The sequence below is a fragment of the Azospirillaceae bacterium genome (genome assembly GCA_028283825.1).
GTDB lineage: Bacteria > Pseudomonadota > Alphaproteobacteria > Azospirillales > Azospirillaceae > Nitrospirillum.
The window spans coordinates 999,811-1,022,969 of record JAPWJW010000001.1 but is presented as its reverse complement, the minus strand read 5'-3'; the positions used below and the strand labels follow the sequence as shown (position 1 = coordinate 1,022,969).

The 23,159-nt window shown below is 69.0% G+C and carries 19 protein-coding genes and 1 CRISPR repeat array; of the genes, 8 read left to right on the top strand and 11 right to left on the bottom strand.

The genetic code is table 11. From position 1 onward, the window contains the following. Window positions 1-75 precede the first annotated feature (75 nt). Genes metC through PW843_04115 form a run of 3 tightly spaced genes read left to right on the top strand, consistent with a single transcriptional unit; the run spans window position 76 to window position 3,172 of the window. A complete protein-coding gene (gene metC, locus PW843_04125) occupies window positions 76-1,272 on the top strand; it encodes a cystathionine beta-lyase (protein MDE1145792.1) in 1,197 nt (398 codons plus the stop codon). A 14-nt stretch (window positions 1,273-1,286) separates the two neighbouring features. Further along, window positions 1,287-1,703: a DUF3830 family protein gene (locus tag PW843_04120; protein MDE1145791.1), complete on the top strand. Its 417-nt coding sequence runs from the start codon at window positions 1,287-1,289 to the stop codon at window positions 1,701-1,703. Further along, window positions 1,700-3,172 carry an aldehyde dehydrogenase family protein gene (locus tag PW843_04115; GenBank protein MDE1145790.1) on the top strand — a complete coding sequence of 491 codons (1,473 nt, stop codon included), beginning with the start codon at window positions 1,700-1,702 and terminating at the stop codon, window positions 3,170-3,172. Before PW843_04120 ends, PW843_04115 begins: the two co-directional genes overlap by 4 nt. A gap of 168 nt (window positions 3,173-3,340) precedes the next feature. Here PW843_04115 and PW843_04110 read toward each other — a convergent pair whose 3' ends face one another. Continuing rightward, entirely contained in the window at window positions 3,341-3,943 is a 603-nt protein-coding gene (locus PW843_04110) for a TIGR00730 family Rossman fold protein (GenBank protein ID MDE1145789.1), read from the bottom strand. Between the two features lie 293 nt (window positions 3,944-4,236). On the opposite strand from PW843_04110, the gene PW843_04105 reads away from it, so the two are divergent. Together PW843_04105 and PW843_04100 are read left to right on the top strand one after the other, a co-directional pair. After that, on the top strand, window positions 4,237-5,559 hold the full coding sequence (locus PW843_04105) for an aromatic ring-hydroxylating dioxygenase subunit alpha (GenBank protein ID MDE1145788.1): 1,323 nt from the start codon (window positions 4,237-4,239) through the stop codon (window positions 5,557-5,559). Continuing rightward, a complete protein-coding gene (locus PW843_04100) occupies window positions 5,559-7,013 on the top strand; it encodes a glutamine synthetase family protein (GenBank protein MDE1145787.1) in 1,455 nt (484 codons plus the stop codon). The genes PW843_04105 and PW843_04100 overlap by 1 nt, the downstream gene beginning before the upstream one ends. A gap of 283 nt (window positions 7,014-7,296) precedes the next feature. Here the strand turns inward: PW843_04100 and PW843_04095 are convergent, their stop codons facing one another. The 3 genes from PW843_04095 to PW843_04085 are packed head-to-tail and all read right to left on the bottom strand — an operon-like array spanning window position 7,297 to window position 9,797. Beyond that, window positions 7,297-8,100 (bottom strand): SDR family NAD(P)-dependent oxidoreductase, encoded by an 804-nt coding sequence (locus PW843_04095; protein MDE1145786.1) that lies wholly within the window; start codon window positions 8,098-8,100, stop codon window positions 7,297-7,299. After that, window positions 8,101-8,958 carry a phytanoyl-CoA dioxygenase family protein gene (locus PW843_04090; protein MDE1145785.1) on the bottom strand — a complete coding sequence of 286 codons (858 nt, stop codon included), beginning with the start codon at window positions 8,956-8,958 and terminating at the stop codon, window positions 8,101-8,103. It abuts the gene before it with no gap. Between the two features lie 2 nt (window positions 8,959-8,960). Beyond that, the gene (locus PW843_04085) at window positions 8,961-9,797 is read right to left on the bottom strand and encodes a DUF1445 domain-containing protein (protein MDE1145784.1); all 837 of its coding nucleotides are present in this window, start codon (window positions 9,795-9,797) and stop codon (window positions 8,961-8,963) included. 136 nt (window positions 9,798-9,933) lie between these two features. Between PW843_04085 and PW843_04080 the strand changes: the two genes are divergently transcribed. After that, the gene (locus tag PW843_04080; protein ID MDE1145783.1) at window positions 9,934-10,653 is read left to right on the top strand and encodes an SDR family NAD(P)-dependent oxidoreductase; all 720 of its coding nucleotides are present in this window, start codon (window positions 9,934-9,936) and stop codon (window positions 10,651-10,653) included. 147 nt (window positions 10,654-10,800) lie between these two features. Here the strand turns inward: PW843_04080 and PW843_04075 are convergent, their stop codons facing one another. Further along, on the bottom strand, window positions 10,801-12,012 hold the full coding sequence (locus PW843_04075; GenBank protein ID MDE1145782.1) for an MFS transporter: 1,212 nt from the start codon (window positions 12,010-12,012) through the stop codon (window positions 10,801-10,803). A gap of 271 nt (window positions 12,013-12,283) precedes the next feature. Between PW843_04075 and PW843_04070 the strand changes: the two genes are divergently transcribed. Then, entirely contained in the window at window positions 12,284-13,516 is a 1,233-nt protein-coding gene (locus tag PW843_04070; GenBank protein MDE1145781.1) for a lipase family protein, read from the top strand. A gap of 136 nt (window positions 13,517-13,652) precedes the next feature. Here PW843_04070 and PW843_04065 read toward each other — a convergent pair whose 3' ends face one another. Then, window positions 13,653-15,995 carry a TonB-dependent receptor gene (locus tag PW843_04065; protein MDE1145780.1) on the bottom strand — a complete coding sequence of 781 codons (2,343 nt, stop codon included), beginning with the start codon at window positions 15,993-15,995 and terminating at the stop codon, window positions 13,653-13,655. Between the two features lie 395 nt (window positions 15,996-16,390). Between PW843_04065 and PW843_04060 the strand changes: the two genes are divergently transcribed. Next, the gene (locus PW843_04060; protein MDE1145779.1) at window positions 16,391-17,830 is read left to right on the top strand and encodes an amidohydrolase family protein; all 1,440 of its coding nucleotides are present in this window, start codon (window positions 16,391-16,393) and stop codon (window positions 17,828-17,830) included. Window positions 17,831-17,956: 126 nt separating this feature from the next. After that, window positions 17,957-19,270: a CRISPR direct-repeat array (repeat unit 28 nt; unit sequence GGTTCAGCCCCGCGCCTGCGGGGAACAC). A 79-nt stretch (window positions 19,271-19,349) separates the two neighbouring features. On the opposite strand, the gene cas2e is transcribed toward PW843_04060, so the two are convergent. The 5 genes from cas2e to cas7e are packed head-to-tail and all read right to left on the bottom strand — an operon-like array spanning window position 19,350 to window position 23,157. Beyond that, window positions 19,350-19,652: a type I-E CRISPR-associated endoribonuclease Cas2e gene (gene cas2e / locus PW843_04055; protein MDE1145778.1), complete on the bottom strand. Its 303-nt coding sequence runs from the start codon at window positions 19,650-19,652 to the stop codon at window positions 19,350-19,352. Beyond that, window positions 19,633-20,574: a type I-E CRISPR-associated endonuclease Cas1e gene (gene cas1e / locus PW843_04050; protein MDE1145777.1), complete on the bottom strand. Its 942-nt coding sequence runs from the start codon at window positions 20,572-20,574 to the stop codon at window positions 19,633-19,635. Before cas1e ends, cas2e begins: the two co-directional genes overlap by 20 nt. Window positions 20,575-20,581: 7 nt before the next feature. Continuing rightward, window positions 20,582-21,247 carry a type I-E CRISPR-associated protein Cas6/Cse3/CasE gene (gene cas6e / locus PW843_04045; protein ID MDE1145776.1) on the bottom strand — a complete coding sequence of 222 codons (666 nt, stop codon included), beginning with the start codon at window positions 21,245-21,247 and terminating at the stop codon, window positions 20,582-20,584. Continuing rightward, a complete protein-coding gene (gene cas5e, locus PW843_04040; GenBank protein MDE1145775.1) occupies window positions 21,244-22,071 on the bottom strand; it encodes a type I-E CRISPR-associated protein Cas5/CasD in 828 nt (275 codons plus the stop codon). The genes cas6e and cas5e overlap by 4 nt, the downstream gene beginning before the upstream one ends. 3 nt (window positions 22,072-22,074) lie before the next feature. Next, complete coding sequence (gene cas7e, locus PW843_04035; protein MDE1145774.1) at window positions 22,075-23,157, bottom strand: type I-E CRISPR-associated protein Cas7/Cse4/CasC; 1,083 nt, start codon at window positions 23,155-23,157, stop codon at window positions 22,075-22,077. Between the last annotated feature and the right edge of the window lie 2 nt (window positions 23,158-23,159).

Sequence of the window (23,159 nt, the reverse complement as noted above, 5' to 3'; positions counted from 1 at the left end):
GCCGGCGCCCGGCGCTTTAGGGGGCCTTTGATCGATCAAGATCGAAGGCCACGCGAATTAAGGAGGCCTAAGAAGATGACCGATTTGACCGGCTTTCGGCGGGACACGCAGATCCTGCACGCGGGGCGCGACCCGAAGGCCAATCACGGCGTGGTCAATCCGCCCGTCTACCATTGCTCCACCGTTTTGTTCGACAGTGTCGAGGCGCTGCTGGAAACCCGGCGGGACCGGGCGTCCGGCGCCTATGTCGGCTTCACCTACGGGCGCGAGGGGACCGAAACCACCCGCGCGTTCGAGGATGCGGTGACCCTGCTGGAGGGCGGCTACCGCGCCGTCACCACCTCCTGCGGGCTGGGCGCCATCTGCGCGTCGCTGACCGCCTTCCTGTCGGCGGGCGACCATCTGCTGATCGTCGACAGCCTGTACGGGCCCGCGCGCGCCTTCTGTGAGGATTTCCTGCGCAAGTTCGGGGTGGAGATCACCTATTACCGCCCCACCATCGGTGCGGGCATCGAAGCGCTGTTCCAGCCCAACACCAAGGTGGTCTACCTGGAATCCCCCGGTTCCCTGACGTTCGAGATGACGGACGTGCCGGCCATCACCAAGTTGTGCCGGGCGCGTGGCGTCAAGACCATCATGGATAACACCTGGGCCTCACCCGTGTGCTTCCGGCCGCTGGAACACGGCGTGGACGTGTCGGTCAACGCCGCCACCAAGTACATCTCCGGCCATTCCGACCTGATGCTGGGCATCGCCGTCTGCACGGAGGAGGCGTTCATCCCCGTGAAGAAAACCGCCTCGGGTTCCGGCTATTGTGGCGGGCCGGACGACGTCTACATGGCCCTGCGCGGCCTGCGCACCCTGGGCCTGCGCATGAAACGCCACCAGGAATCCGCCCTGCACGTCGCCCAATGGCTGCAACAGCGGCCCGAGGTGGCGCGGGTCATGTACCCGGCCCTGCCCGACGACCCCGGCCACGCCATCTGGAAGCGCGACTATGACGGCGCGTCGGGCCTGTTCGGCGTGGTGCTGAACGCCTGCACCGATGCGCAGTTCGCCGCCATGCTGGACCATATGGACCTGTTCAAGCTGGGCTACAGCTGGGGCGGTTATGAAAGCCTGGTGGTGCCGACATACCCGTCCGACCTGCGCTCCGCCGTGACGTGGGAGGCGCCCGGCCCGTCCCTGCGCCTGCATGTCGGGCTGGAGGATCCGGCCGACCTGATCGCCGACCTGGAGCGCGGGTTCAATCGTCTGGCCGCCGCACGCTGACTGAGGATAAGCCCATGACCCTGATCGACATCACCGCCGGCGGCCACCGCTTCACCGCGAAGCTGGAGGAGAAACTGGCGCCCGTCACCTGCGCCCGCTTCCTGACCATGCTGCCTTACGAGGAAAAGCTGATCCACGTGCGGTGGAGTGGCGAAGGCTGCTGGATCCCCATGGGCGACAATCCCTATGACCTGCCGTGGGAGAACGCCACCCGCCACCCCGCACCCGGGCAGTTCATCTTCTATCCCGGCGGGTTCAGCGAGACAGAAATCCTGCTGGCCTATGGCGGTGTCGCCTTCGCCAGCAGGCTGGGGCCCCTGGCCGGCAACCACTTCCTGACCATCATCGACGGGCTGGAACAGCTGCCCGTCCTGGGCCGCACCGTGCTGTGGGAAGGGGCGCAGCCCATCGCCTTCAAGGTCCGCGCATGAGCCTGCATCCCTTCCTGGACGGCCGGCCCAAGGGCCTGTTCATCGGCGGCCGCTGGCGCGATGCCAGCGACGGCCAGACGTTCGAGACGCGTAACCCCGCCAACGGCCAACTGCTGGCCACCATCGCGCGCGGCACGGCAATGGACGTGGACGCGGCCGTCACGGCGGCGCGCACGGCGTTCGAGGATGGGGCCTGGCCCCGCTTCTCGCCGTCCGACCGGCAGCGCCTGCTGCTGCGCCTGGCCGACCTGCTGGAACGGGATGCGGAGGATTTCGCCCGCATCGACACCTTGGAAATGGGGTCGCCCATCCGCCACACGCGCGGCAGCGTGGGCCTGCTGGTCGACCTGCTGCGTTATTACGCCGGCATGAGCCGGGGGATCGAGGGGCTGACCGCCCAGACATCCGATCCCGACATGTTCGCCTGCACCCTGCGCGAGCCGGTGGGCGTGTGCGGCGCCATCATCCCCTGGAACGGCCCGCTGTGGGCATCCGTCCTGAAGCTGGGGCCCGTGCTGGCCACCGGCTGCACCCTGGTGCTGAAGCCGGCGGAGGACGCCTCCCTGGCGCCGCTGATGCTGGCGCGATTGGGGGAGGAAGCCGGCATTCCGCCCGGCGTGTTCAACGTCGTCACCGGCCTGGGTGCCGAGGCTGGGGCCGCCCTGGCGGGCCACCCCGGCCTCGACAAGCTGGCCTTCACCGGGTCCGATGCCACCGGGCGCACCATCGCCGCCGCCGCCGGCGCCAACCTGACCAGGCTGTCACTGGAACTGGGCGGCAAGTCGCCCAACATCGTCTTCGCCGACGCCGACCTTGAGGCCGCGGCCCGCACCGCCGTCATCGCCGCCTTCGCCAATTCCGGCCAGGTGTGCAGCGCCGGCACCCGCCTGTTCGTGGAGCAGGCCGTGCATCGGGAGTTCGCGGAACAGGTGGCGCGCGTCGCCGCCACCCTGCGTATCGGCGACGGCATGGATCCGGAAACCGACCTGGGCCCCCTGGTCAACGCCCGGCAACTGGCCCGCGTGTGCGGCCACATGGAGGATGCCATCGCGGCCGGCGCCACGCCCATCAGCGGCGGCGCCCGCCTGACCGGCAGCGGCCTGGACCAGGGTTTCTTCTTCCCGCCCACCGTGCTGGTGGACGCCCGCGACGACATGCGCGCGGTGCGGGAGGAGATTTTCGGCCCCATCCTGGCCACCCTGCCCTTCACCACCGAGGATGAAGTGGTGACCCGCGCCAACGCCACGCCCTTCGGCCTGGGCGCCGGGGTGTGGACCCGCGATGTCGGCCGGGCGCACCGCCTGGGCCGGCGCCTGCGGGCGGGATCGGTCTGGGTCAACTGCTACAACGCCATCGACCCGGCCATGCCGTCGGGTGGTGTGAAGGCCAGCGGCTACGGCCGCGAATACGGCCGTGCCCATCTGGAAGAGCACCTGGAAACCAAGAGTCTCTGGATAGCGACGCGCTGAGCGCGTCGCTATCGCGGTTCCCTCAGGCGCCGGGCGCGACCATCCGGTCGCTTGGCTTATCCTCAGTTTTCAGTCCACTTCGTTCCCCGAAAACTTCCGGCGCCCCCGGTCGGGGCCTACAGTGGCATGAGACTTCTCATGCCACTGCTTTGGAGGTGCTGGCTTTGATCAAAGCCACTTCGCCACCGTCGGCTTCTGGAAGACCAGCAACTGGTCGATCAGGCCGTCGGCGTCGGGGGCCAGGGCGATGCCCTGGCGGTGTTCAGGCGGCAGGAAGCGCTGGGCGATCATGGTGTCGATGAAGGCCATGAAGGCGTCGAAATAACCGCCGACGTTCAGCAGGCCCACCGGCTTGTCCACATCGCCCAGCTGGTTCAGGGTCCAGGCCTCCATGAACTCCTCCGTCGTGCCGATGCCGCCCGGCAGGGCGATGCAGGCGTCGGCCAGGCCCAGCATGCGCTCTTTCCGGGCGCGCATGCCGTCCACGATCTCATGCAGGCTGAGCGTCGGATGAAGATGGTCGCGTTCGAACAGGCGGCGGGTGATGACGCCGTGCACGTGCCCGCCTTCCGCCAGCGCGGCGTCGGCCAGGATGCCCATCAGGCCCTTGTGGGTGCCGCCATAGACGATGCCGATGCCCCGGCGCGCCAGGGTGGCGCCCAACTGGGCGGCCGCATCCTTGTAGGCGTCGCCCAGGCCGGTGTTGGAGCCGCAGAAGATCGCGATGTTCTTCAGCGCGCGCGTGCCGGCGACGGGTGTTTCCGCAATCATTTCAGTGAGATGTCCCCTATTGCCCGATGGGTTGCAGGATAGGGCAAGGCGGGCCCCCGCACAACGCGCCGGCTGGTTTGTTTTGGCACCGCCGCGGCGCCGTTTGGGCAACGGGCCCAAAGCCGGCCGCAATGCATAATGCGGGCAAACAACGCGGGCGCCGGACGCCCAGCGATCATTGGCAACGGGTCCGCTACAGCAACACCCCCGACAGACAGACCACCCGCGCGCGATCACGAACGCGCGCGGGTGGTGACGGCCGCCTCGCATCCAGAAAGAACAGGAGCAACCGCATGACTCCCGAGCAAAACGCGCTGATCACCCGCTCCGGCCCCGACACGCCGCTGGGCACGCTGCTGCGCCGTTACTGGCAGCCGGTGGCCCTGGTGGAGGAGTTGGAGGGCCCCCGCCCCGCCAAGGCGGTGCGCGTGCTGGGCCAGGATATGGTGCTGTTCCGGGATGAAGGCGGGCGCCTGGGCCTGCTGGACCGTGACTGCCCCCACCGCAACGCCGACCTGGCCTTCGGCCGGCTGGAGGGCGGCGGCCTGCGCTGCCTGTTCCATGGCTGGCTGTTCGACGTCAACGGCAACTGCCTGGAGACCCCGGGCGAGCCCACGGGCAGCAAGCTGTGCAGCCGCATCCACCAGCGGGCCTATCCGGTGGTGGAGCGCAGCGGCATCATCTTCGGCTATCTGGGCGAGGGCGCGGCCCCCGCCTTCCCCGCCCTGGACTGCTTCATCGCGCCGGACAGCCACGTCTTCGCCTTCAAGGGCTATCTGGACTGCAACTGGTTGCAGGCGCTGGAGGTCGGCATCGATCCCGCCCACGCCAGCTTCCTGCACCGCTTCTTCGAGGATGAGGACGCGGCCGCCAGCTACGGCCGCCAGTTCCGCGCCCAGTCGGCCGACAGCGACATGACCATGACCCAGGTGTTGCGGGAGTATGAGAACCCCGACATCAGCGTGGAGAAAAGCGACGTCGGCCTGCGCCTGACGTCGCTGCGGCCGCTGAACACCGGCGACACCCATGTGCGCGTCACCAACCTGATGTTCCCCCAGGCCTTCGTCATCCCCCTGTCGGAGACGATGACCATCACCCAGTGGCACGTGCCGGTGGATGACCGCAGCTGTTATTGGTACGCCGTCTTCACCGGCTTCGCCGAAGCGGTCGACAAGGCGGAGATGCGCCGCCAGCGCCTGCAACTCTACACCCTGCCCGACTACAAGCCGCGCCTGGGCCGCCACAACGACTATGGCTACGACGTGGTGGAACAGCGTAGCCGCACCTACACCGGCATGGGGGAGGACATCAACGTCCACGACCAGTGGGCGGTGGAAAGCCAGGGAGCCATCCAGGACCGCACGCGCGAACATCTGGGCACCACCGACAAGGCCATCGTCGCCTACCGCATGCTGCTGATGAACCAGATCCGCAGGGTGGAACAGGGGGAGGCGCCGCTGTTGGCCGTGGATGGTGCGGCGGCGGCATCCATCACCGGCCCCGCCACCGTCGACGGCGTGGCCAAGGCCGGTGAGGACATCCAGGCCTATTGGCAACGGACCGACGCGCGCCGCCGGGCGCAGGCCCCGTGGACGGCGATGAAGGCGACCGCGTGATGCCCCCTCTTATTGAACGCCACTTCATCGAACGCCATGGCCTGTGGAACGGGGACCAGCGGCGCCAGGCGGATGAGGTGCTGGCCCGCCTCAATGGCGGCGGCATCGACATGGTGCGCCTGTCCTTCCCCGACATGCACGGCCTGCTGCGCGGCAAGACCCTGCTGGCCGGCGCCATTCCGGGGGCCATGCGCGACGGCTGCGCCATCACCTCCACCCTGCTGCTGAAGGACACCGCCCACCGCACGGTGGCGCCGGTGTTCACGGCCGGGGCCGGCATCGGCGATGCCGACCTTCAGGGCGGCGGCGACGTGGTGATGGTGCCCGATCCCGCCACCTTTCGCCGCCTGCCCTGGGCGCCGGGCACGGGCTGGATGCTGTGCGACCTGTACCACGCCGATGGCCGGCCGGTGGTCTCGTCCACCCGGCGCATCGCGCAGGCGGCGGCCGACCGGTTGGCTCAGCGCGGCTTTGATTATGTCAGCGGTCTGGAGGTGGAGTTCTACCTGACCCGGCTGGTCGATCCCAAGCTGGCGCCGGAGGATGCCGGCCAGCCGGGCACGCCGCCGGAGGTCGCGCTGCTGCACCAGGGTTACGCCTACCTGACCGAACAGCGCTTCGACCAGATCGAGCCCATCCTGGACATCCTGCGCCGCGATTGCATGGCGTTGGGCCTGCCCCTGCATTCGCTGGAACTGGAGTTCGGCCCCAGCCAGTGCGAGTTCGTGTTCAGCCCCGGCAGCGGCATCCAGCCGGCCGACGACATGATCCTGTTCCGCAACGCGGTGAAGCAGGTGGCCCGGCGCCACGGTTATCACGCCAGCTTCATGTGCCGGCCCCACCTGCCCAACGCCATGTCCAGCGGCTGGCACCTGCACCAGTCGCTGCGCGACCGCCGGACCGGCGCCAACGCCTTCGCCGATGCCGAGGGCCGGCCGGTATTGTCGCCGACGGGCCGCCAGTTCCTGGCCGGCCTGCTTCAGGGCGCCGCCGCCGCCACGCCCTTCAGCACCCCCACCATCAACGGCTACAAGCGCTACCGCGCCAACAGCCTGGCGCCCGACCGGGTGGCCTGGGGGGAGGACAACCGGGGCGCCTTGCTGCGCGTGCTGGCGCGGGGGGCGGCCACCGCCACGCGCATCGAGAACCGCATCGGCGAGCCCGCCGCCAACCCCTATCTCTACCTGGCGTCCCAGATGCTGACCGGCCTGGCCGGGATCGAGGCCGGGCTGGAACCGCCCCCCGCCGTCGATAGCCCTTATATGGCCGAAGCCACCACCCTGCCCACCAGCCTGGAAACCGCCCTCACCCTGCTGGACGCCAGCGCCCTGCTGCGCCAGGGCTTCGGCGACGGCTTCGTCGACCATTTCCTGATGATCAAACGCGCCGAGGTCGCCCGCTACAACAGCACGGTGACCGACTGGGAACACCGCGAGTATTTCGACCTGTTCTGACCACCGCCCAAAGAAAAACGCCCCGACCACTGGATCGGGGCGTTTTTCTTTATTGGCACCACACTTTTGTTTTCCTAGGACGCGACCGCGTCTGCCGGAGATTTTTGGGGAGCGTAGCGGACTGAAAATCGAGGAAGCCCAGGCGGCGGATGCCGCCGCCCGGCGCCTGAGGGAACCCGAACTAGAGCGGAACGCGATCAGGTGGAATCACCTGATCGTGTAAATCCGCTCTATCATGAACAGCTTTAGAGCAAGATGCGATCATGCCTGATCGCATCTTGCTCTAAAGAGTCGCCCCGCCGTCGATCACCAGTTCCTGGCCGGTGATGTTGCGGCCGCCGGGGCCCACCAGGTACATGACCATGGCGACGACATCCGACGGCTCACTGGGGCGGCCCAGGGGAATGCCCATGTTGGCGACATAGCGGGTCAGCGCCTCATCCTCGCTGACGCCGTCCTGCTCGGCCTTGGCGCGCCAGGCGGCCTTCATGCGCGGCACGGCGACGGGGCCGGGGGCGATGTAGTTCACGGTGACGCCGTCGGGCCCGGCCTCCAGCGCGGCACTGCGGCTGAGACCGCGCAGGCCCCATTTGGAGGCGCTGTAGCTGGACCGGCCGGCGCGACCGCGCATGCCGTGGTTGCCGCCGATGTTGACGATGCGCCCGCCCTTCGCCGCCCGCATCACCGGCAGCAGGCGCGACAGCACGATGAACGGCGCGCGCAGGTTGGTGGCGATGACGTTGTCGAAGTCATCCACGCTGAACTCGCCAATGGGCGGGGACAGCGGGCCGGTGGTGCCGGCGGCGTTGACCACCACGTCCACCCGGCCGCCCGACCACTCCAGGAACGCGCCCAGGGCCTGGTCCAGGGCGGCGGCGTCGCGGACATCGACCGTCAGGACCAGCGTGTCGGCGCCGGACGCCTGCAGTTCACCGGCCAGGTCCCGCAAGGCCTCCGTCCGCCGGCCGGCGACGGCGACATCATAGCCCGCCTGCCCCAGCGCCCGGGCGATGTCGCCGCCGGTGCCGGCGCTGGCGCCGGTGACGAAGGCGACGGGCCGCTCTCTTGCCGTCCCTTGGGCCGCCACTTACTGGGCCTCCGCGAAATAGCGGCGCTTGGATTCCGCCTGGATCTTGTAGATGGAACTGCCGGCGCGCGAGGGGAACGGCAGCTTCACGTGGTTCGGTTCGAACCGCACCTCGCTGGTCGACGGGCCGGCGACGAGGCGGGACTCATACTCCTCCCAATCCAGCTTGTAGAACAGCGGGAAGGCGTCGGACGCGGCGTATTCATAGAACAGGATGCGCCGCGACATGCCGGAGCGGTTGACGCTGGACCCGTGCAGGGTCATGGGGTGGTGGAAACTGACGGTGCCGGGCGGACCGGCCAGCAGGGCGGCCTGGTCCAGGGCGACCTGGCCCACGTCCACCGCGCCGGCGAAATACCCCTCCTCATCATGGTGGTCCAGCAAGGGGCCCTTGTGGCTGCCGGGGATGACCTGCATGGCGCCGTTCATGGCCGACGCCCCGTCCAGCATGATGGAGGCGACGCAGGTGGACATGTTGGTGTGGGGGGCGAAGGCCCAGTCCTGGTGCCATTCCAGGGCGGCCCCGCCGTTGGCCGACTTCATGTTCATCTTGGTGTGGTTCAGGCGGATGTTGGGCCCGATCAGCCGTTCCAGCACCGCGACGATCTTGGGATGGCCCGCCAGGCTGGCGTAGAACGGATCGATGCGGTTGGGCTTCTTGATGCGCTGGATGGCGCGCCGGCCGTTGGTGTCGATGTCGAAATCGAACCAGGCGTCGTCATCGACACTGTCGGCGGCCCGCGCCTCGATCCGGGCCGTCAGGTCCAGCAGTTCATCCAGGACGGGACCCGCCAGCAGGCCGGGGGCCACCGCGTAACCGTGTTCGTGGTAGTGCGACACGAAATCGTCGACGTTCATCCTCAATCTTCCTTCGGCAAAGGCAGGTCGGTGACGACCATGTGCGCCTTGTAGTGCGTGATGCAGATCGGCAGGCGGGCGGCGCGGGCGGCGATCTGCCCCGTGGCGCCGCACGCCCAGAAAACCGGAACCTCATCGGGGTTGAGCCGGGTCAGGCCGTGGCCGCCGTAGCTCGCCCCCAAATCCTCAATGCCTAAGTCGGCGGGCAGGCCCAGCGACACCGGCGCGCCGTGGAAGGCGGGATAGCGGGCCGACAGGATGGTGGCCCGGATGGCATCGGCCGGCAGCAGGGCCCGCATGGACACGACCAGCTTGCCGCCGAAGGGGCCGACCGGCACCGTGTCGCGGTCGGTCACGTACATGGCCGACACGTTGCCCTCATCCAGGTGGCGCAGCCGCACGCCGTGGCGCTGCAACAGCGCCTCGAACGAGAAGGAACAGCCCAGGACGAAGGCCACCAGATCGTCCCGCCAGGCGGCGGAGGCGTCGACCGGCGTGTCCACCAGCTCCCCATCGCGGAACACCATGTAGCCGCCGGTGTCCCGGGCGATGTCCATGTCCCGCGCCAGGAAGGGGATGGTGCGTTCCCCCGGCGCGCTGCGCCCCAGGATAGGCAGCGCCTGGGCGTTGGCGCGGCAGTAGGCCTCGAACGCGTCGGCGTATTCCGCCGGCACCGCCACCAGGTTGCCCTGCACCACCGTGCGCGCGACCAGGTTGGTGAAGCCGGTGAAGCGGCGTTCCCGGATGGCCCGGCGGACGGAAACCGGATCGGTGGGGTCGAACGCGCCGGGCACGTCGAACATGCCGGCATTCGCGTCAGGATTGGCCAAGAAGCTCATGCCCCCGATCATATCCAGCGGGGGTGTTGCCGGGAGTTGCTATTTTTCGCCCCGGCCGTTGCCGAACCGGCCCTGGGCACCGGGCACCCGGGGGGTATGTGGTGGCCGGCAGGCACAGCGGCAGCAAGGACCAGCCATGGCGCGCGTCTTGATCATCGGAAGTTCGACCGGCCTCGGCCGCACCGTGGCGCAGGCGTGCCGGGCCGACGGCGACTGGGTCGCCATGGCCGATAGTGCGGCGGAGGATAACGGCCCCTGGGACCTGTACATCCCCGCCGCGCTGGCCGACCCGGCGGCACCGGGCATCATCGCCGGCGCGGTGGCGGGGCATCAGCCGGCGCTGGATGCCGTCATCATCGCGGCGTCGCTGGTGCAGGCGGCGCCCGTGGGCCAGTGGACGGCGGCCATGTGGGACGAGGCGGCGGCCGTCAATCTGCGCCTGCCCTTCCTGGCAGTGCAGGCGACGCTGGACCTGCTGCGCGCCGGCGGCCAGGCGGGGGTGGTCTTCATCTCCTCCACCGCCACGCTGCGCGGGCAGCCCGACACCCATGCCTACCAGGCCACCAAGGCGGGCCTGGCCGGCCTGGTCCGCAGCCTGGCGGCGGAGCTGGGGCCCCAGGGCGTCCGGGTGAACGCGGCCCTGGTCGGCTGGGTGGATACGGCCCAGACGCGGGCGTTCTGGTCGGGACAAACGGACGCGGAAAGGCGCCGGGCGGCGGTGGACGGCCGCATCCCCCTGCGCCGCCATGGCGGGGCGGAAGAGGCGGCATCGCTCATCCGTTATCTCATCTCACCCGCCGCGTCCTACGTCACCGGCGCCATGATCCCGGTGGACGGCGGCGACACGGCGGTTTGATTGAAAATTCCCTCAGGCGCCGGGCGCCCGCATCCGCGGGCTCGGGCTATCCTCGGTTTCCAGTCCACTTCGTTCCCCGGAAACCTGCGGCGGCCGCAGTCGCGGCCTAAGCGGCATGAGACAAAATCTCATGCCGCCCTTTGAGCATCAGGAAACGGGAGCGGTTACCGGCCCGCGCCGCCGGCCCACCACCCCCGGCAGGGCCACCAGGGCAACCACCAGCCCGGCCAGGGCGATGGCGACATGGCCGCCCCAGCCGGACGGGGCGAAATAGAGGGTGGGTGTGAGGAAAGAGGCCAGCGAGACGAACTGGTTGACCGTGCCGGCGATCGTGCCGCCGCCCAGCGCCTTGCCGGCCAGGCGCGGCATGGCCGCCATACAGACGCCCGACAGGGCGCCGAAGGTGAACAGCCAGCCCATCAGCCCCAGCACCGCCACCGGCAAGGGGCTGCCGGGGAAGAACAACAGGAACTGCGCCACCATGCCCACCCCAACCATGGCGGTGAACAACGTGCGGGGCGGGAAATCCCGGGCCAGCAAGGTGCCGGTGACGGTGCCGCCCAGCAGGACGGCGGCGATCTTGGCCACGGCCACGATGCTGGCCGACGCCGCCAGCGACACGCCGTGCACCTTGGCCAGGTAGGTGGCGGCGACCAGGCTGGTGCCGTAGGAGATCATGCTGGGCATCGCCGTGCTGACGGCCAGCAGCAGCACGTCCTTATGACGCAGGGCCGCGAACAGGCGGGCGATCTGTTCGCGCACCGGCGCCCCCTCCGCCGTGCGCGGCGCCACCCGGGGCAGGAACAGGGTGCCGACGCAGCACACCACCATGAAGGCGCCATGCAGCGCCGGTGCCAGGCGCCAGTCGGCGGCGGTGGTGAAGGGGGCCGCCACCAGCAGGCCCAGGGAAAAACCCACCGGCGCGTAGGTCGACCACCACGCCATGGCCCGGGTGCGCAAAGGCCCGTCCAGGCTGCCGATCAGCATGGCGGCCCCGCCGTTCAGCACGCCCAGGTACCCCACACCGGCCAGCAGGACGCCCGCGTCCAGCAGCCACAAATCCCGCGCCAGGAAGACCAGCGCGTCGGCCAGGGCCAACACCGGGGCGGCCAGCATCAGGGCCCGGCGCGGGCCGATGCGGTCGACGATGCCGCCGCCCACCATGGCCATCACGGCCGCCGGCAGGGAGAACAAGGCGATGGTGAAACCGATGGCGGCGGCCGGCGCCCGCAGGTCGGCCGTGATGCGCACCGCCAGCGGCGACAGGATACCGACCAGCGACATGGCGCCCAGGCCGATGCCGTAGACCACCAGGATCGTCAGGGGCCCCCACCCGCCCTCTTTCACCGTCTTGCCCATGTTCACGCCGTTCTCCCGTTCGCCCAGGGCCTAACAGTGGGCCGCCGGGGGCCCGGACGCAATACGGGTGCGGGATTAGCACCGGGCCGTTCACAAAAACAAACACCTCGGCGGTGTTGTCTTCCCGGCAACGGGGCATTGTAAAAATTGACACGGGCCAAATGGAATCGCCGGCAATAGGCTGTACACCCTCCGTCATCACGACAAAAAGATGGGACAGGGCATGTTCAGGATTTCCAAGCGCGTTCTCTTCTACTTTTCATTGACGCTGATGTCGGGGACCGCCCTGGCGCAAGGTGTGAAAAGCGACATCGACGGCGACGGCGGCGTTTCCGCCTTTTACCGCTGGGATGGGGCGATCGCGCAGCCTGGCCTGCCCCTGCGGGAGGAGACGTTCCCCGCCACGCTGTCGCGCCCCAAACTGGCGGGCAAGGCGGTCCGTTTCCTGTACACCGCCACCAGCGGCGTGGACCGCGGCACCGTGCCCGTGTCCGGCCTGATCTACCTGCCCGACGGCACCCCGCCCAAGGGGGGGTGGCCGGTGCTGGCCTGGGCGCACGGCACCACCGGTTTCGCCGATGTCTGCGCGCCGTCGTGGCGGGGCCAGCCGGCGCGCGACGTCGCCTATCTGCAACGCTGGATGGAGGCCGGGTTCGCCATCGTCGCCACCGACTATGAAGGCCTGGGCACCAAGGGCGTCCACCCCTACCTGCTGTGGAAGTCCGAAGGCTATTCCATCCTGGACGCGGTGCGCGCCGCCCTGAAGGCCAAGCCCGACCTGCTGCGCAACCAGGTGGTCATCGCCGGGCAGTCGCAGGGATCGGGGGCCGCCCTGGGCGCCACATATTTGGTGCCGGACTACGCGCCCGACCTGCACGTCCTGGGCACGGTCGCCACCGGACTGGTGGTCACCTTCGCCGGCCCGCAGGGTGAGGGCTTCGTCAAGAAGCCGGAGCAGTACACCGATCCCAAGCAGATGGATCCGGGTTTCGCCATGCTGCGCATCGCCGGCATCGACCGCGCCCTGCACCCGGAACTGGACCCGGCCGACTTCGTGACGGCGAAGGGCCGCGCCCTGCTGAACGCCGCGCGCACGTCCTGCCTGCACGATCTGTTCGCCCTGTCCAAGCAGCAGGGGATCAGCGGCCAGGACGCCTTCGTCGCCGACCTGAAGCCGTTGGACGGCGACATGGAGGCCAACTTCCAGTTCCCGGTCGCAAAGATGACCGTGCCCATCTTCGCCGGCACCGGCCTGGCCGACGGCATGGCGGGCACCGCGGGCCAGTTCAACGCCGTCAAGGCCATGTGCCTGGCCGGCAGCAATGTGCAATGGCACACCTATCCCGGCCTCAGCCACAACGGCGCCGTCAACGGCTCGCTGGCCGACAGCCTGCCCTTCGTCCAGGCCCTGCTGAAGGGCGAAACACCTGAGGGCAACTGCGCGGAAATCACGCCGCCTGGCCCCGTCCAGGCGCCGACACCTGGCGTGCCGTTCAACGATTAGTTCCCTCAAGCGCCGGGCGGCCTCGGTCGCGGCCTACAGCGGCATGAGGGAGGATCTCATGCCGCTGTTTCTTGGTCCCGAAACGCGAAGGGCGGCGGCACCCGTTTGGATGCCGCCGCCCTTGCCTTATCCGGCCTTAGTACCGGTACTGCGCCGTCAGGCCGATCGTGCGGGGACGATAGCTCTGATCGTAGTAAAGCGTGCCGCCGACACCGTCGTGGTTGCGTGACAGCACGTCGCTGGAGTTGGTGACGTTGTCGATGAACAGGGACAGGTCCACCCCGGAGAAGCGGGCGCCGGCCCGCAGGGACAGGTAGTTGGTGGCCCCCAGGGCGTAGAGGCCGGCGTCGTAGCCGTAGGTGCCCTGGGTCGCCTGCTGGATGTTCTTGCTGGCGAAGCTGTAATCGGCGCGCAGATAACCGGTGATGGTCTCGGTGACCGGCATCTCCCCTTCGCCAAAGACATGGCCGGACCACAGCGGGCCGCCGATGCGCTGCCCCTCTTCCCGCAGCAGCAGGTTGTTGCCGCCATAGATGTTCTGGTCGTAGGTGATGTGGGTGTAGCCCACCTCCGTCCCGAACGTCAGGCCGTGCATCGGGTGGATGGCGGCGGACAGTTCCATGCCCTTGCCGGTCGCCTCACCCAGGTTGGAGATGTAGGAGAAGCTGCACGTCGGCAGGCGGATGGCCTGCTGGATGTTCTTCCATTTCAGCAGGTAGCCGCTGGCGTCCAGGCTCAGCAGGCCGTCGAACAGCTTGTTCTTGGAACCGCCCTCATAGGACCACAGCTTGTCGGAGTCATAGCCGGTGGGGCTGGAGGTCAGGCCCAGGGTCTTCAGGTCGCTGGCGCAGAAATCGCTGGCCACCTGGGCCTGGGCGCCACCGGGGCGAAAGCCCTCGGTGGCCGAGGCGTACAGCATGTGGTCCTGGTCCAGCTGATAGGACACGCCGACCTTGGGCGTCCATGCGCCTTCGTCCTGGCCCACGCGGGTGGTGGTGCGGACGCCGGCGTTGGTGGGGCCGTCCTTGGTGTCGGTGAAATCGAACTGGTCCAGGGTGTAGCGTACCGCCAGGGTGATCTTCAGGTCCTCCATCGGCTTGATGTCGACGCTGCCATAGCCGGCGTACTGGTGATCGTTGGCGGCGACCAGGTCGACGTAGCTGTAGCGGTTGTCATATTGCTGATAGCCGTTGACCAGCACGCCGGGCGTGCGGCCGGAGCCCGTGTAGTTGGTGAAGTACTGCCGGGTGCGGGAGTAATAGAGGCCCGCCGTCCAATCCACCCACTTGTTGTCATAGGACTGCGCACGCAGTTCCTGCGTCAGGTTGCGCTGGTTCAGGGTCAGGTAGTCGTTGGCGTTGGCCAGGTCCTTGTTGGTGTAGGTGCCGAACGGGTTGCCCGACCGCAGGAAGGAGAAATAGGTGCCGTAGTTCAGCGTCTGGTCCTGCTGGCGCTCAAAGTATGAGGTGTTGGAGATGATCTCGATATTGTCGTCCAGCTCATACTTGATGCCCAGGGCGGGCGTGGTGAAGCGGTCCCGGCTGGGCTCCAGCGCCGCGACGCCGGTCTTGTAATCGTTGTCGCCGGTGTTGCCGTAGCCTTCCCAGTAGTCGTTGCGGGCGTTGGACTTTTCCAGCTGGTAATAGATGCTGGGCGTGATCGTCAGCCCTTCGATCGGCTTCCAGGCCAGGGCCAGGCGGGCCTCACGCGTGTCGTCGGAATTGACGTCCTTATTGGTGACGGTGTTGGTGCCCTGCTGCACCTGGTCGATGTAGCCGCCGCTGTGCTGGTACCAGGCGCTGGCGCGCACGGCCAGGGTGTTGGAAATCGGCCCGCCGACGGCCGACCCGGCCTCATAACTGGCGGCACCGTTGTAGGTCGAGGCCACCTCGGCCCGGGAATAGATCTCCAGCTTGTCGAAGCTGGGCTGTGGCGTGATGAACCGCACGGCGCCGCCCTCGGCGCTGGCGCCGAACAGCGTGCCCTGGGGCCCGCGCAGCACCTCGACCCGTTCCAGGTCGAACACCTTGGGATAGGGGTTGCCGCCGTAATAACCGACGTTGCGGATCTGGATGGGCGTGTCGTCGATGTAGATGGCGGTGGTGGCCGAGCCGACGTCCGAGGACAGGCCGCGAATGTAGATGTTGCTGCCGTTGTTGGAGGTGACGCCCGAGGCCGGCACGAAGCGCAGGGCCGGCGTCACCCGCGCGATGTCGTCGATCTTGCGGATGCCTTCCTGGTCCATCTGCTGCTGGCTGAGCGAGGCGACGGACAGCGGCACCTTACTGATGCTTTCCTCGCGCCGCTGCGCGCTGACGATGATCTCTTGCAGGCCATCGGCATCGGCGGCCGGCTGGGTTTGGGCCTGGGCGACCGGGGCGGCGGCCACCAGGGCCACGGCGGCGCAGGACAGAGCAAGGAAGCCAACGCCCATGCCGCGCAACCGCGGCTTATTGGTTTGCTTATTGGAATCAGACATCAAGTGTCCCCCTTACCTGAAACATTAAAGCTCCCTTTTATTTTTGGTATTTCAACCAATGATCGACGAACATCCCGCATCGATCATCGGTACGACGCTTGTTACTTTGCGCCCCTGTGCCAAGATTCAGGTTTTACCGGATTTCACCAAAGTCGGTGAACCTTTGGTCGGCCGGCATCCCGATCCCAGTCGCCCCCATCGTTCCGGGAAATAGCCGGCAACGCCATTGCAAGAAGGGAACAGCCCTGGTGCTAAAACTGTGCGGTCACCAGCCGTTGCCGGGGCCGCACAGCGGCGCTGCGGAACTGGCAACCGCCGCCCGGGCCAATTCCGATAAGCTTGCCCACCCCCGCGCCAAAAGCGGCCGGCGCGCATGGAAATAAAATGGAGTGGGCATGCCAGATGACGCCGTCGTGACCGTCCGGGCCGGGCGCCTGATCCGCGCGGCCGGCCATGCGCCGGAGGGGCCGCACGCCATCACTATCGCCGCCGACGGCCGGATCCGCGGTATCAGCCCGATCACCGGCGACCGACTCTCCCCGGAGGAGGCCGGCCTGCTGCTGACCCCCGCCCTGGCCAACGCCCATGACCACGGCCGGGGCCTGCGGACGCTGGCCTTCGGCGCCGATGACCAGCCGCTGGAGACCTGGCTGCCCGACCTGGGGCGCCAGCCCTACCTTGATCCCTACGCCTGCGCCGTCACCGCCTTCACCCGCATGGCCCGGTCCGGCATCGGCATCGTCAACCATTGCCACAACACCCAGGACGGCCGGGCCCTGTTGGCGGAGGCCGAGGCGGTGTCGCGGGCGGCGCGGGATACCGGTGTCCGGGTGGCGTTCTGCTGGCCGTTCTTCGATGCCAATCCCGTCGTCTACGGCGGCCTGGAACCCCTGGCCGCCCACATGGACGCGGCGGAATTTGAGGAATTGCGGGGCCGCGAGGCCGGCATGCGCGACCGCGCCACCAACGTCGCCCTGATGGAACAGGCCCGCGCGTTCGAGCATGCGCTGTTCAGCCTGCAATTCCATCCCGTGGCGCCACAATGGGTGCAGCCCGCCACGCTGGCCGCCATCGCCCAGGCCTCCGCCCAAGAGGACCGGCGCGTCCACATGCATCTGCTGGAAACCCGGCACCAGCGGGCCTGGGCGGACCGGCAATATCCCGACGGCATCATCCGCCATTTCGACGGGATCGGCCTGCTGTCGCCGCGCCTGACGGTGGCGCACGGCGTCTGGCTGCGGCCGGAGGAGTGCACGCTGCTGGCCGACCGGGGCGTCACCGTCGTGCTCAACCTGTCCTCCAACCTGCGCCTGCGCTCCGGCCTGCCGCCCATGGCGGCCTTGCGGGCGGCGGGCGCACCCCTGGCCTTCGGCCTGGACGGCATGAGCCTGGACGATGACGAAGACATGCTGCGCGAACTGCGCCTGGCCTATCACCTGGCCGGCGCCACCGCCGGCGACGCGCGCCCCCTGTCGGCGACCGACGTGCTGAAGGGCGCGTGGGAGACGGGCCGCCGCTCCATCGTCGGCGACGACGGTGGCGGCCGGATCACCGTGGGCGCGCCCGCCGACCTCCTCGGCCTCGATTTCGCCGCCATGGCGGAGGACGCCATCCCATCCCGTTCCGACGTGCTGTCCCTGCTGCTGGGACGGGCGCAGCAGCGGCATGTCCGACTGCTTCTCATCAACGGCCGCCCCCTGGTCCAGGACGGGAAGACGGCCACCCCGCCTGTCACCGCCCCCCTTTTCTCAGACCGCACAGCCCTGTCGCCGGAGCGGGAAAGCGGAATCGAAAGCCGAAAAGCCCTCATGAAGGCGTATTACGCGCTTTCATGAGGGCCGGTTGACGGCCGGGCAGGACATCGCCGCGTTGAAAATGTCGGCCGCCCGAGTGGAAATGAGCGCCCCGTCCCAGACCATGGGACCCGAGACCGGGGTCCATCTGGCGATCATCCTCAACACCTGATCGGCCCCGCGTTTGCGGGGAATACTGATGGGGCGCATAGAACCGCCCGGGGATGGTCGGTTCAGCCCCGCGCGTGCGGGGGACACCATGGTGTCCCTCATCTCAAGGTCGCGGCCCCACGGTCCAGCCCCGCGCCTGCGGGGAACACGGGAGGGTAATGGGGACAGCCCTATCAAGGCCCGGTTCAGCCCCGCGCCTGCGGGGAACACGACTAAAGGTAGGCCATATCTCTTGCGCCGCCGGGTTCAGCCCCGCGCCTGCGGGGAACACTCCAGCATCTGCTCCCAGGCGTGGCGTTCAGCCGGTTCAGCCCCGCGTCTGCGGGGAACACGTCCGGCCCGAAGAGGTCGGTGGATGCAACGCCGGTTCAGCCCCGCGCCTGCGGGGAACACAGCTGGGCGGTAGCTGCGGACGCTAGCATTCGCGGTTCAGCCCCGCGCCTGCGGGGAACACGGTTGCGGAAGCCCAGCGCCACCAGACGACGGCGGTTCAGCCCCGCGCCTGCGGGGAACACGCACCATGGACCGCGTTGCCGCGTCGGTCACACGGTTCAGCCCCGCGCCTGCGGGGAACACTGTCCGAACAGCAAAAATACGTCCAGATCAAGCGGTTCAGCCCCGCGCCTGCGGGGAACACGCAGAGTTCCAGATGATGGTTCAGGGTGACGCGCCGGTTCAGCCCCGCGCCTGCGGGGAACACAACGTGGACAACACGCGGTATGCGCATTACACCGGTTCAGCCCCGCGCCTGCGGGGAACACAGAACCCTCCTGATCCTAACCCGATACCAAGCCGGTTCAGCCCCGCGCCTGCGGGGAACACGCTCTTCTTGACGGCCTGCGCGCCGGTTCTATCCGGTTCAGCCCCGCGCCTGCGGGGAACACTCTCCCGTCATCCAAGGCGCGCCGCCCATGCGCGGTTCAGCCCCGCGCCTGCGGGGAACACAACGGCTACGCGGCTTTATGTGATCAACATGCAGGTTCAGCCCCGCGCCTGCGGGGAACACTCGTGCCCGGCATCGGCCCCGGCGTCTATGATCGGTTCAGCCCCGCGCCTGCGGGGAACACGGAAAAGTACATCACTGAAGTGGTGTTACGGCCGGTTCAGCCCCGCGCCTGCGGGGAACACACATAACGTCCTCTTGATGTTAATTTCAGGTGCGGTTCAGCCCCGCGCCTGCGGGGAACACGGCCGGCGCGGCACAAAACTGCTGCTGGACGACGGTTCAGCCCCGCGCCTGCGGGGAACACCCCGGCCCCTGATACTGGATCGAAGAGGTTGGCGGTTCAGCCCCGCGCCTGCGGGGAACACTCCAACTGGAGGCCATTGATTCAGCTTACGATTCACGATGTCAAAGAATCCACCAACTTTTTGGCGTCCCAAAACCGGGTCAGAACGGCGGTGCATCCGGGTCGGTCGGGGGGCGGAACTTGACCAGGGTCAGGCCGTCGATGTCCACGGGCTCGCGGCGGTTGGCGCCGATGGCGGCGAAGGCGAAGCCGCTGTCGGTGGGGGCGGCCCAGGTCATGACGGCGTTGCCCTCGCCGATCATCTGGCCCACCTCTTCCCAGATGCGTTCGCGCACCCGGCGGGAGTAGACGCCGACATAGACGCCGGCGCGCACCTCCGCCAGCCAGAGGGACAGCCGCCCACGCAGGCGGGGCGGGGCGTTTTCAACCACGATGACCATCATCGCCGCTGCCCTCCTCCGGTGGGATGGCGGGGTCGGCCGCCTCGGGTGCATCCTCCGGCGGGGCCAGGCCGCCGGCCGCCAGGATGGCGGCGATGTCGGGGATGACGCGTTCCAGCAGGCCGGTGCGGCGGAACAGGTCGCGGCAGGCGATGCGCACCTGGCGCTCCGGCGGCTCCTGCCCGCCCTTGCCCTTCAGGATGCGGGCCGCCACCTGGAAGGCCGCCGGCACCACCGTGTCGAACTTGTAAAGGTCGGCCACGTCATAGACGAAGCTTTGTGGCTTGCCCCGGTGCAGGAAACCGATGGCCGGGGCATAGCCCGCCGCCAGGATCGCCGCCTCGCACAGGCCATAGAGGCAGGCGTTGGCCGCCGACAGGCAACGGTTGGGCAGGTCGCCGCCCGTCCAATCCTCCTGATCATACCGGCGGGCCTTCCACGTCACGCCGTGGCGCTGGGCCAGCAGCTGGTAGGTGGCCCGCACCCGCGCACCCTCCATCCCCCGCAACTGGTCCACCGACCGGCGCTCGGGCGGCTCCTCCCCGAAGCGGCGGCGGAACATCTCGCGCACCACGTTCAGGCGCGCGCCCTCATCCAGGGCGTTCCGGGCCTGGAACAGCAGCAGGTCGGCCCGCGCCCCGCCCGGCTGGCCGGCGGCGTAGAGGCGCACCCCGGCCTCCCCCACCCAGACCAGCAGGCAGCCCACCCGGGCGCACAGCACCACGGCGGCATGGGAAACCCGCGTGCCCGGTTCCAGCATCAGGCAGGCCAGGCCGCCCACCGGTATCTGCATGCGGGTGCCGTTCTGGTCCACCAGGACGAAGGCGCCGTCCAGCACGTCCAGCTGGCCATATTCCAGGAACAGGATGGCCGACCGTTCCTTCAGCGGGATGGGACGCAGCGGGACATAAGGCGCCTCGGCCATCGGCGCCTCACATCGCCGGCAAGGGGCGCAGCAGCAGCAGGCCGCAGCCGTAGGCCCGTGCCCGGCCCACCCCGCCCCGCAGGGCCTCGGCCAGGCGCCCGGGGTCCCGTACCCGCAGCACGCCGTCATAATCCACCAGGGCGAACTGGGCGGGTGGCGCCCCCTTGCGGGGAACCGTCACCTTGCGATAGCCGGCGGCCGCACACCGTTCGGCCTCAAAGGCCACGCCCAGGCGGTCGGCGCGGGCGTACAGCCAGGCCAGGGCCGCCGCCTCCTTCTCCTCCACCGTCAGGGGCCCGCCCTTTTGGGTGCGGGCGTGCATGACGGCGTCCACCCGCAGGCCGCGGGCACCCGGCCGCGCCACGCTGGCGGCCGGGTTGGCGCGCAGGGTGAAGGCATAGGCGGCCCCTTCCGGCGGGGCGGGCGCGTAGGCCTTGGTCTCCAGCGCCCAGATGTCGGTGCTGGCCTGGGGCGGGCGGGACGACACCACCAGGAAATGCCCCGGCTCCGCCTCGCGGTACAGGAAATCACGGGCGGCGTCCGGATCCTCGCCGAACAGCGTCCACACCAGCCGGTGGCCGTTGTCGGCATCGCTCTGGTCCAGCAGCAGGCGGGCCAGGTTGCGCACCGCCGGCGTGTCCTGGCGCAGATGGGCGCGGGTGATGAAACTCATGGCGTGTCCCCCTTACCCACAACCGCCCCTTCGCCGATGACGGGCGCCCGCCACACCAGGCGGCCCTCCCGCCGGTCGGTGAACTGCCAGCGGGCCCGGTCGGCCACGGCGTCGCGGCGCTGGCGGTGCTGCCCGTCATCACCGGCCAGCACTTGGCTTTCCTCCGCCGCCAGGCCGGCGTGCCACTCGAACCAGACATCGCGCGGCGCGTCGGCCGGCGGGCGCCCACGGTTGAGCCACAGGGGCAGGTGCAGGCCGGCGGCACCCTCCGCCGCGTCATAGGCGCTGAAGGCCGCCAGCAGGCCGTCGGCGGCCACGGTGCGCGGGCGGGGCGGGCGGCCCAGCGGGCAGCTCTTGCGCCCCAGGAACAGGGTGTAGCGCGGCCGGACCAGGCCGGCCGCAAGATCGGGCAGTGCCGGCGCCGCCCCCGCATCCCCCCGCCGCCACAGCGCCACGGTGGCCGCCGCCTCCAGCCGGTAAAGGCGTTCGGACAGCACGGTGTTCAGATCGTCCTTGTCCCCGGCCAGTTCATCCCGGCGGGTGCGCCACTGGGCGTTGCGCCGGGCCTTGGGCGCCTGGGCGGTGTGATAGTCGCGCAGCGGCCGGCCGGCGGCGTCCTGGCGGACGGCGAACCCCAGGCCGGCCTCCAGCGCCGCATGGCCCGGCGCATCGCCCCGCGTCAGGCCCAGGCCGGCCGCCACCAAGCCCAGGACGGCGGACTTGGACGGCAGGTCCCAGGTGGGCCGACGTTCCCCCACCGCCACGGCACCCCAGGCGGCCATGGGCCCCTGCAGACGAAAGACCAGGAAATCCCGGTTGGCCATGGTTCAGCCGCCGGCCTGGGCCGTGACGGCGGCCCGCGCGGCGGCCACCAGATCGGCCAGCCGGCCACCGTCAGGGCGATCCACATCCATGACGTGGCTGATCCATTCCTCATCATAGGCGCGCTTGTAGCCGTCGCGCAGGTCGGTCAGGCGCGCGATGGAATCCCGGTACTGGTCGGCCTCCCCCGCGCGGGCGCCCACCGGCAGCTGGAAGGCGCCGGCCAGGCTGCGCGGCGCCTCATCCCCCACCTCCAGCAGGGCGTAGCGGGCCTTGGACCGGCTGGCAAAACTGGCCTGCTTGCCGCTGGGGCTGACGATGGCGGCAGCACTCACCAGGGCGGCGACGGCGTCGGCGGCCAGGCCGGCATCACCCGCCAGATTGTCCAGCAGCAGGCCGGCATCGATGCAGATGTAAAGGTAGAACAGGCCGGCGCCGAACTGCTGCACACCGATGAAGCCGGCGCCGCGATCCGCCGTCTGGTCGGCATTCTTGATGTCGTCCACGGCGGTGTAATAATCGTCGTCCACCACCGCGCGGTGGGTGGTGAAGGCGTGGGCCACCTGCACCGCCGCCTCGACGTTATAGCCGGGGTTGTCGGCCAGCATGCGGCCGAACATGGCGATGTCGGCGGCGCGCGGCTTGTCCTTCAGCACCAGGATGGACTTCTCCTCCAGCCCGTCCGGCTGGGCCAGGCGTTCGGCCAGGCCGACGATGGCGTCCAGCTCCTCGGGGCCCAAATGCACCAGCTGCTCCGTCTGGGCCGGCGCCCCCTTCTTGACCTTGCCCAGCTTGGCCACGGTGATCACGGTTTCCGCCCGGGTCACCGCCTCCTCCCGTTCCAGACCGCTGGCGACCAGCGCATCCACCAGGGCGCCGGCGAAGGCCTGGGAGCGGGTGCCCAAGGCGCCCGGCAAACCATCGGCGAAGATGGCGGAGGTGCGGAAGGCCCGCTTCAGGCTTTGGGAGGAGATGCGCAGCCGGTCCGCCCCGCCGAAGGTGACGGTCTTGGGCCGGCCGGTGTCGTCCCGGTTCAGGTTGGCGGCGGGATAGGTGGTCAGCAGGTGCAGTTGCAGGAAACGCGGCATGG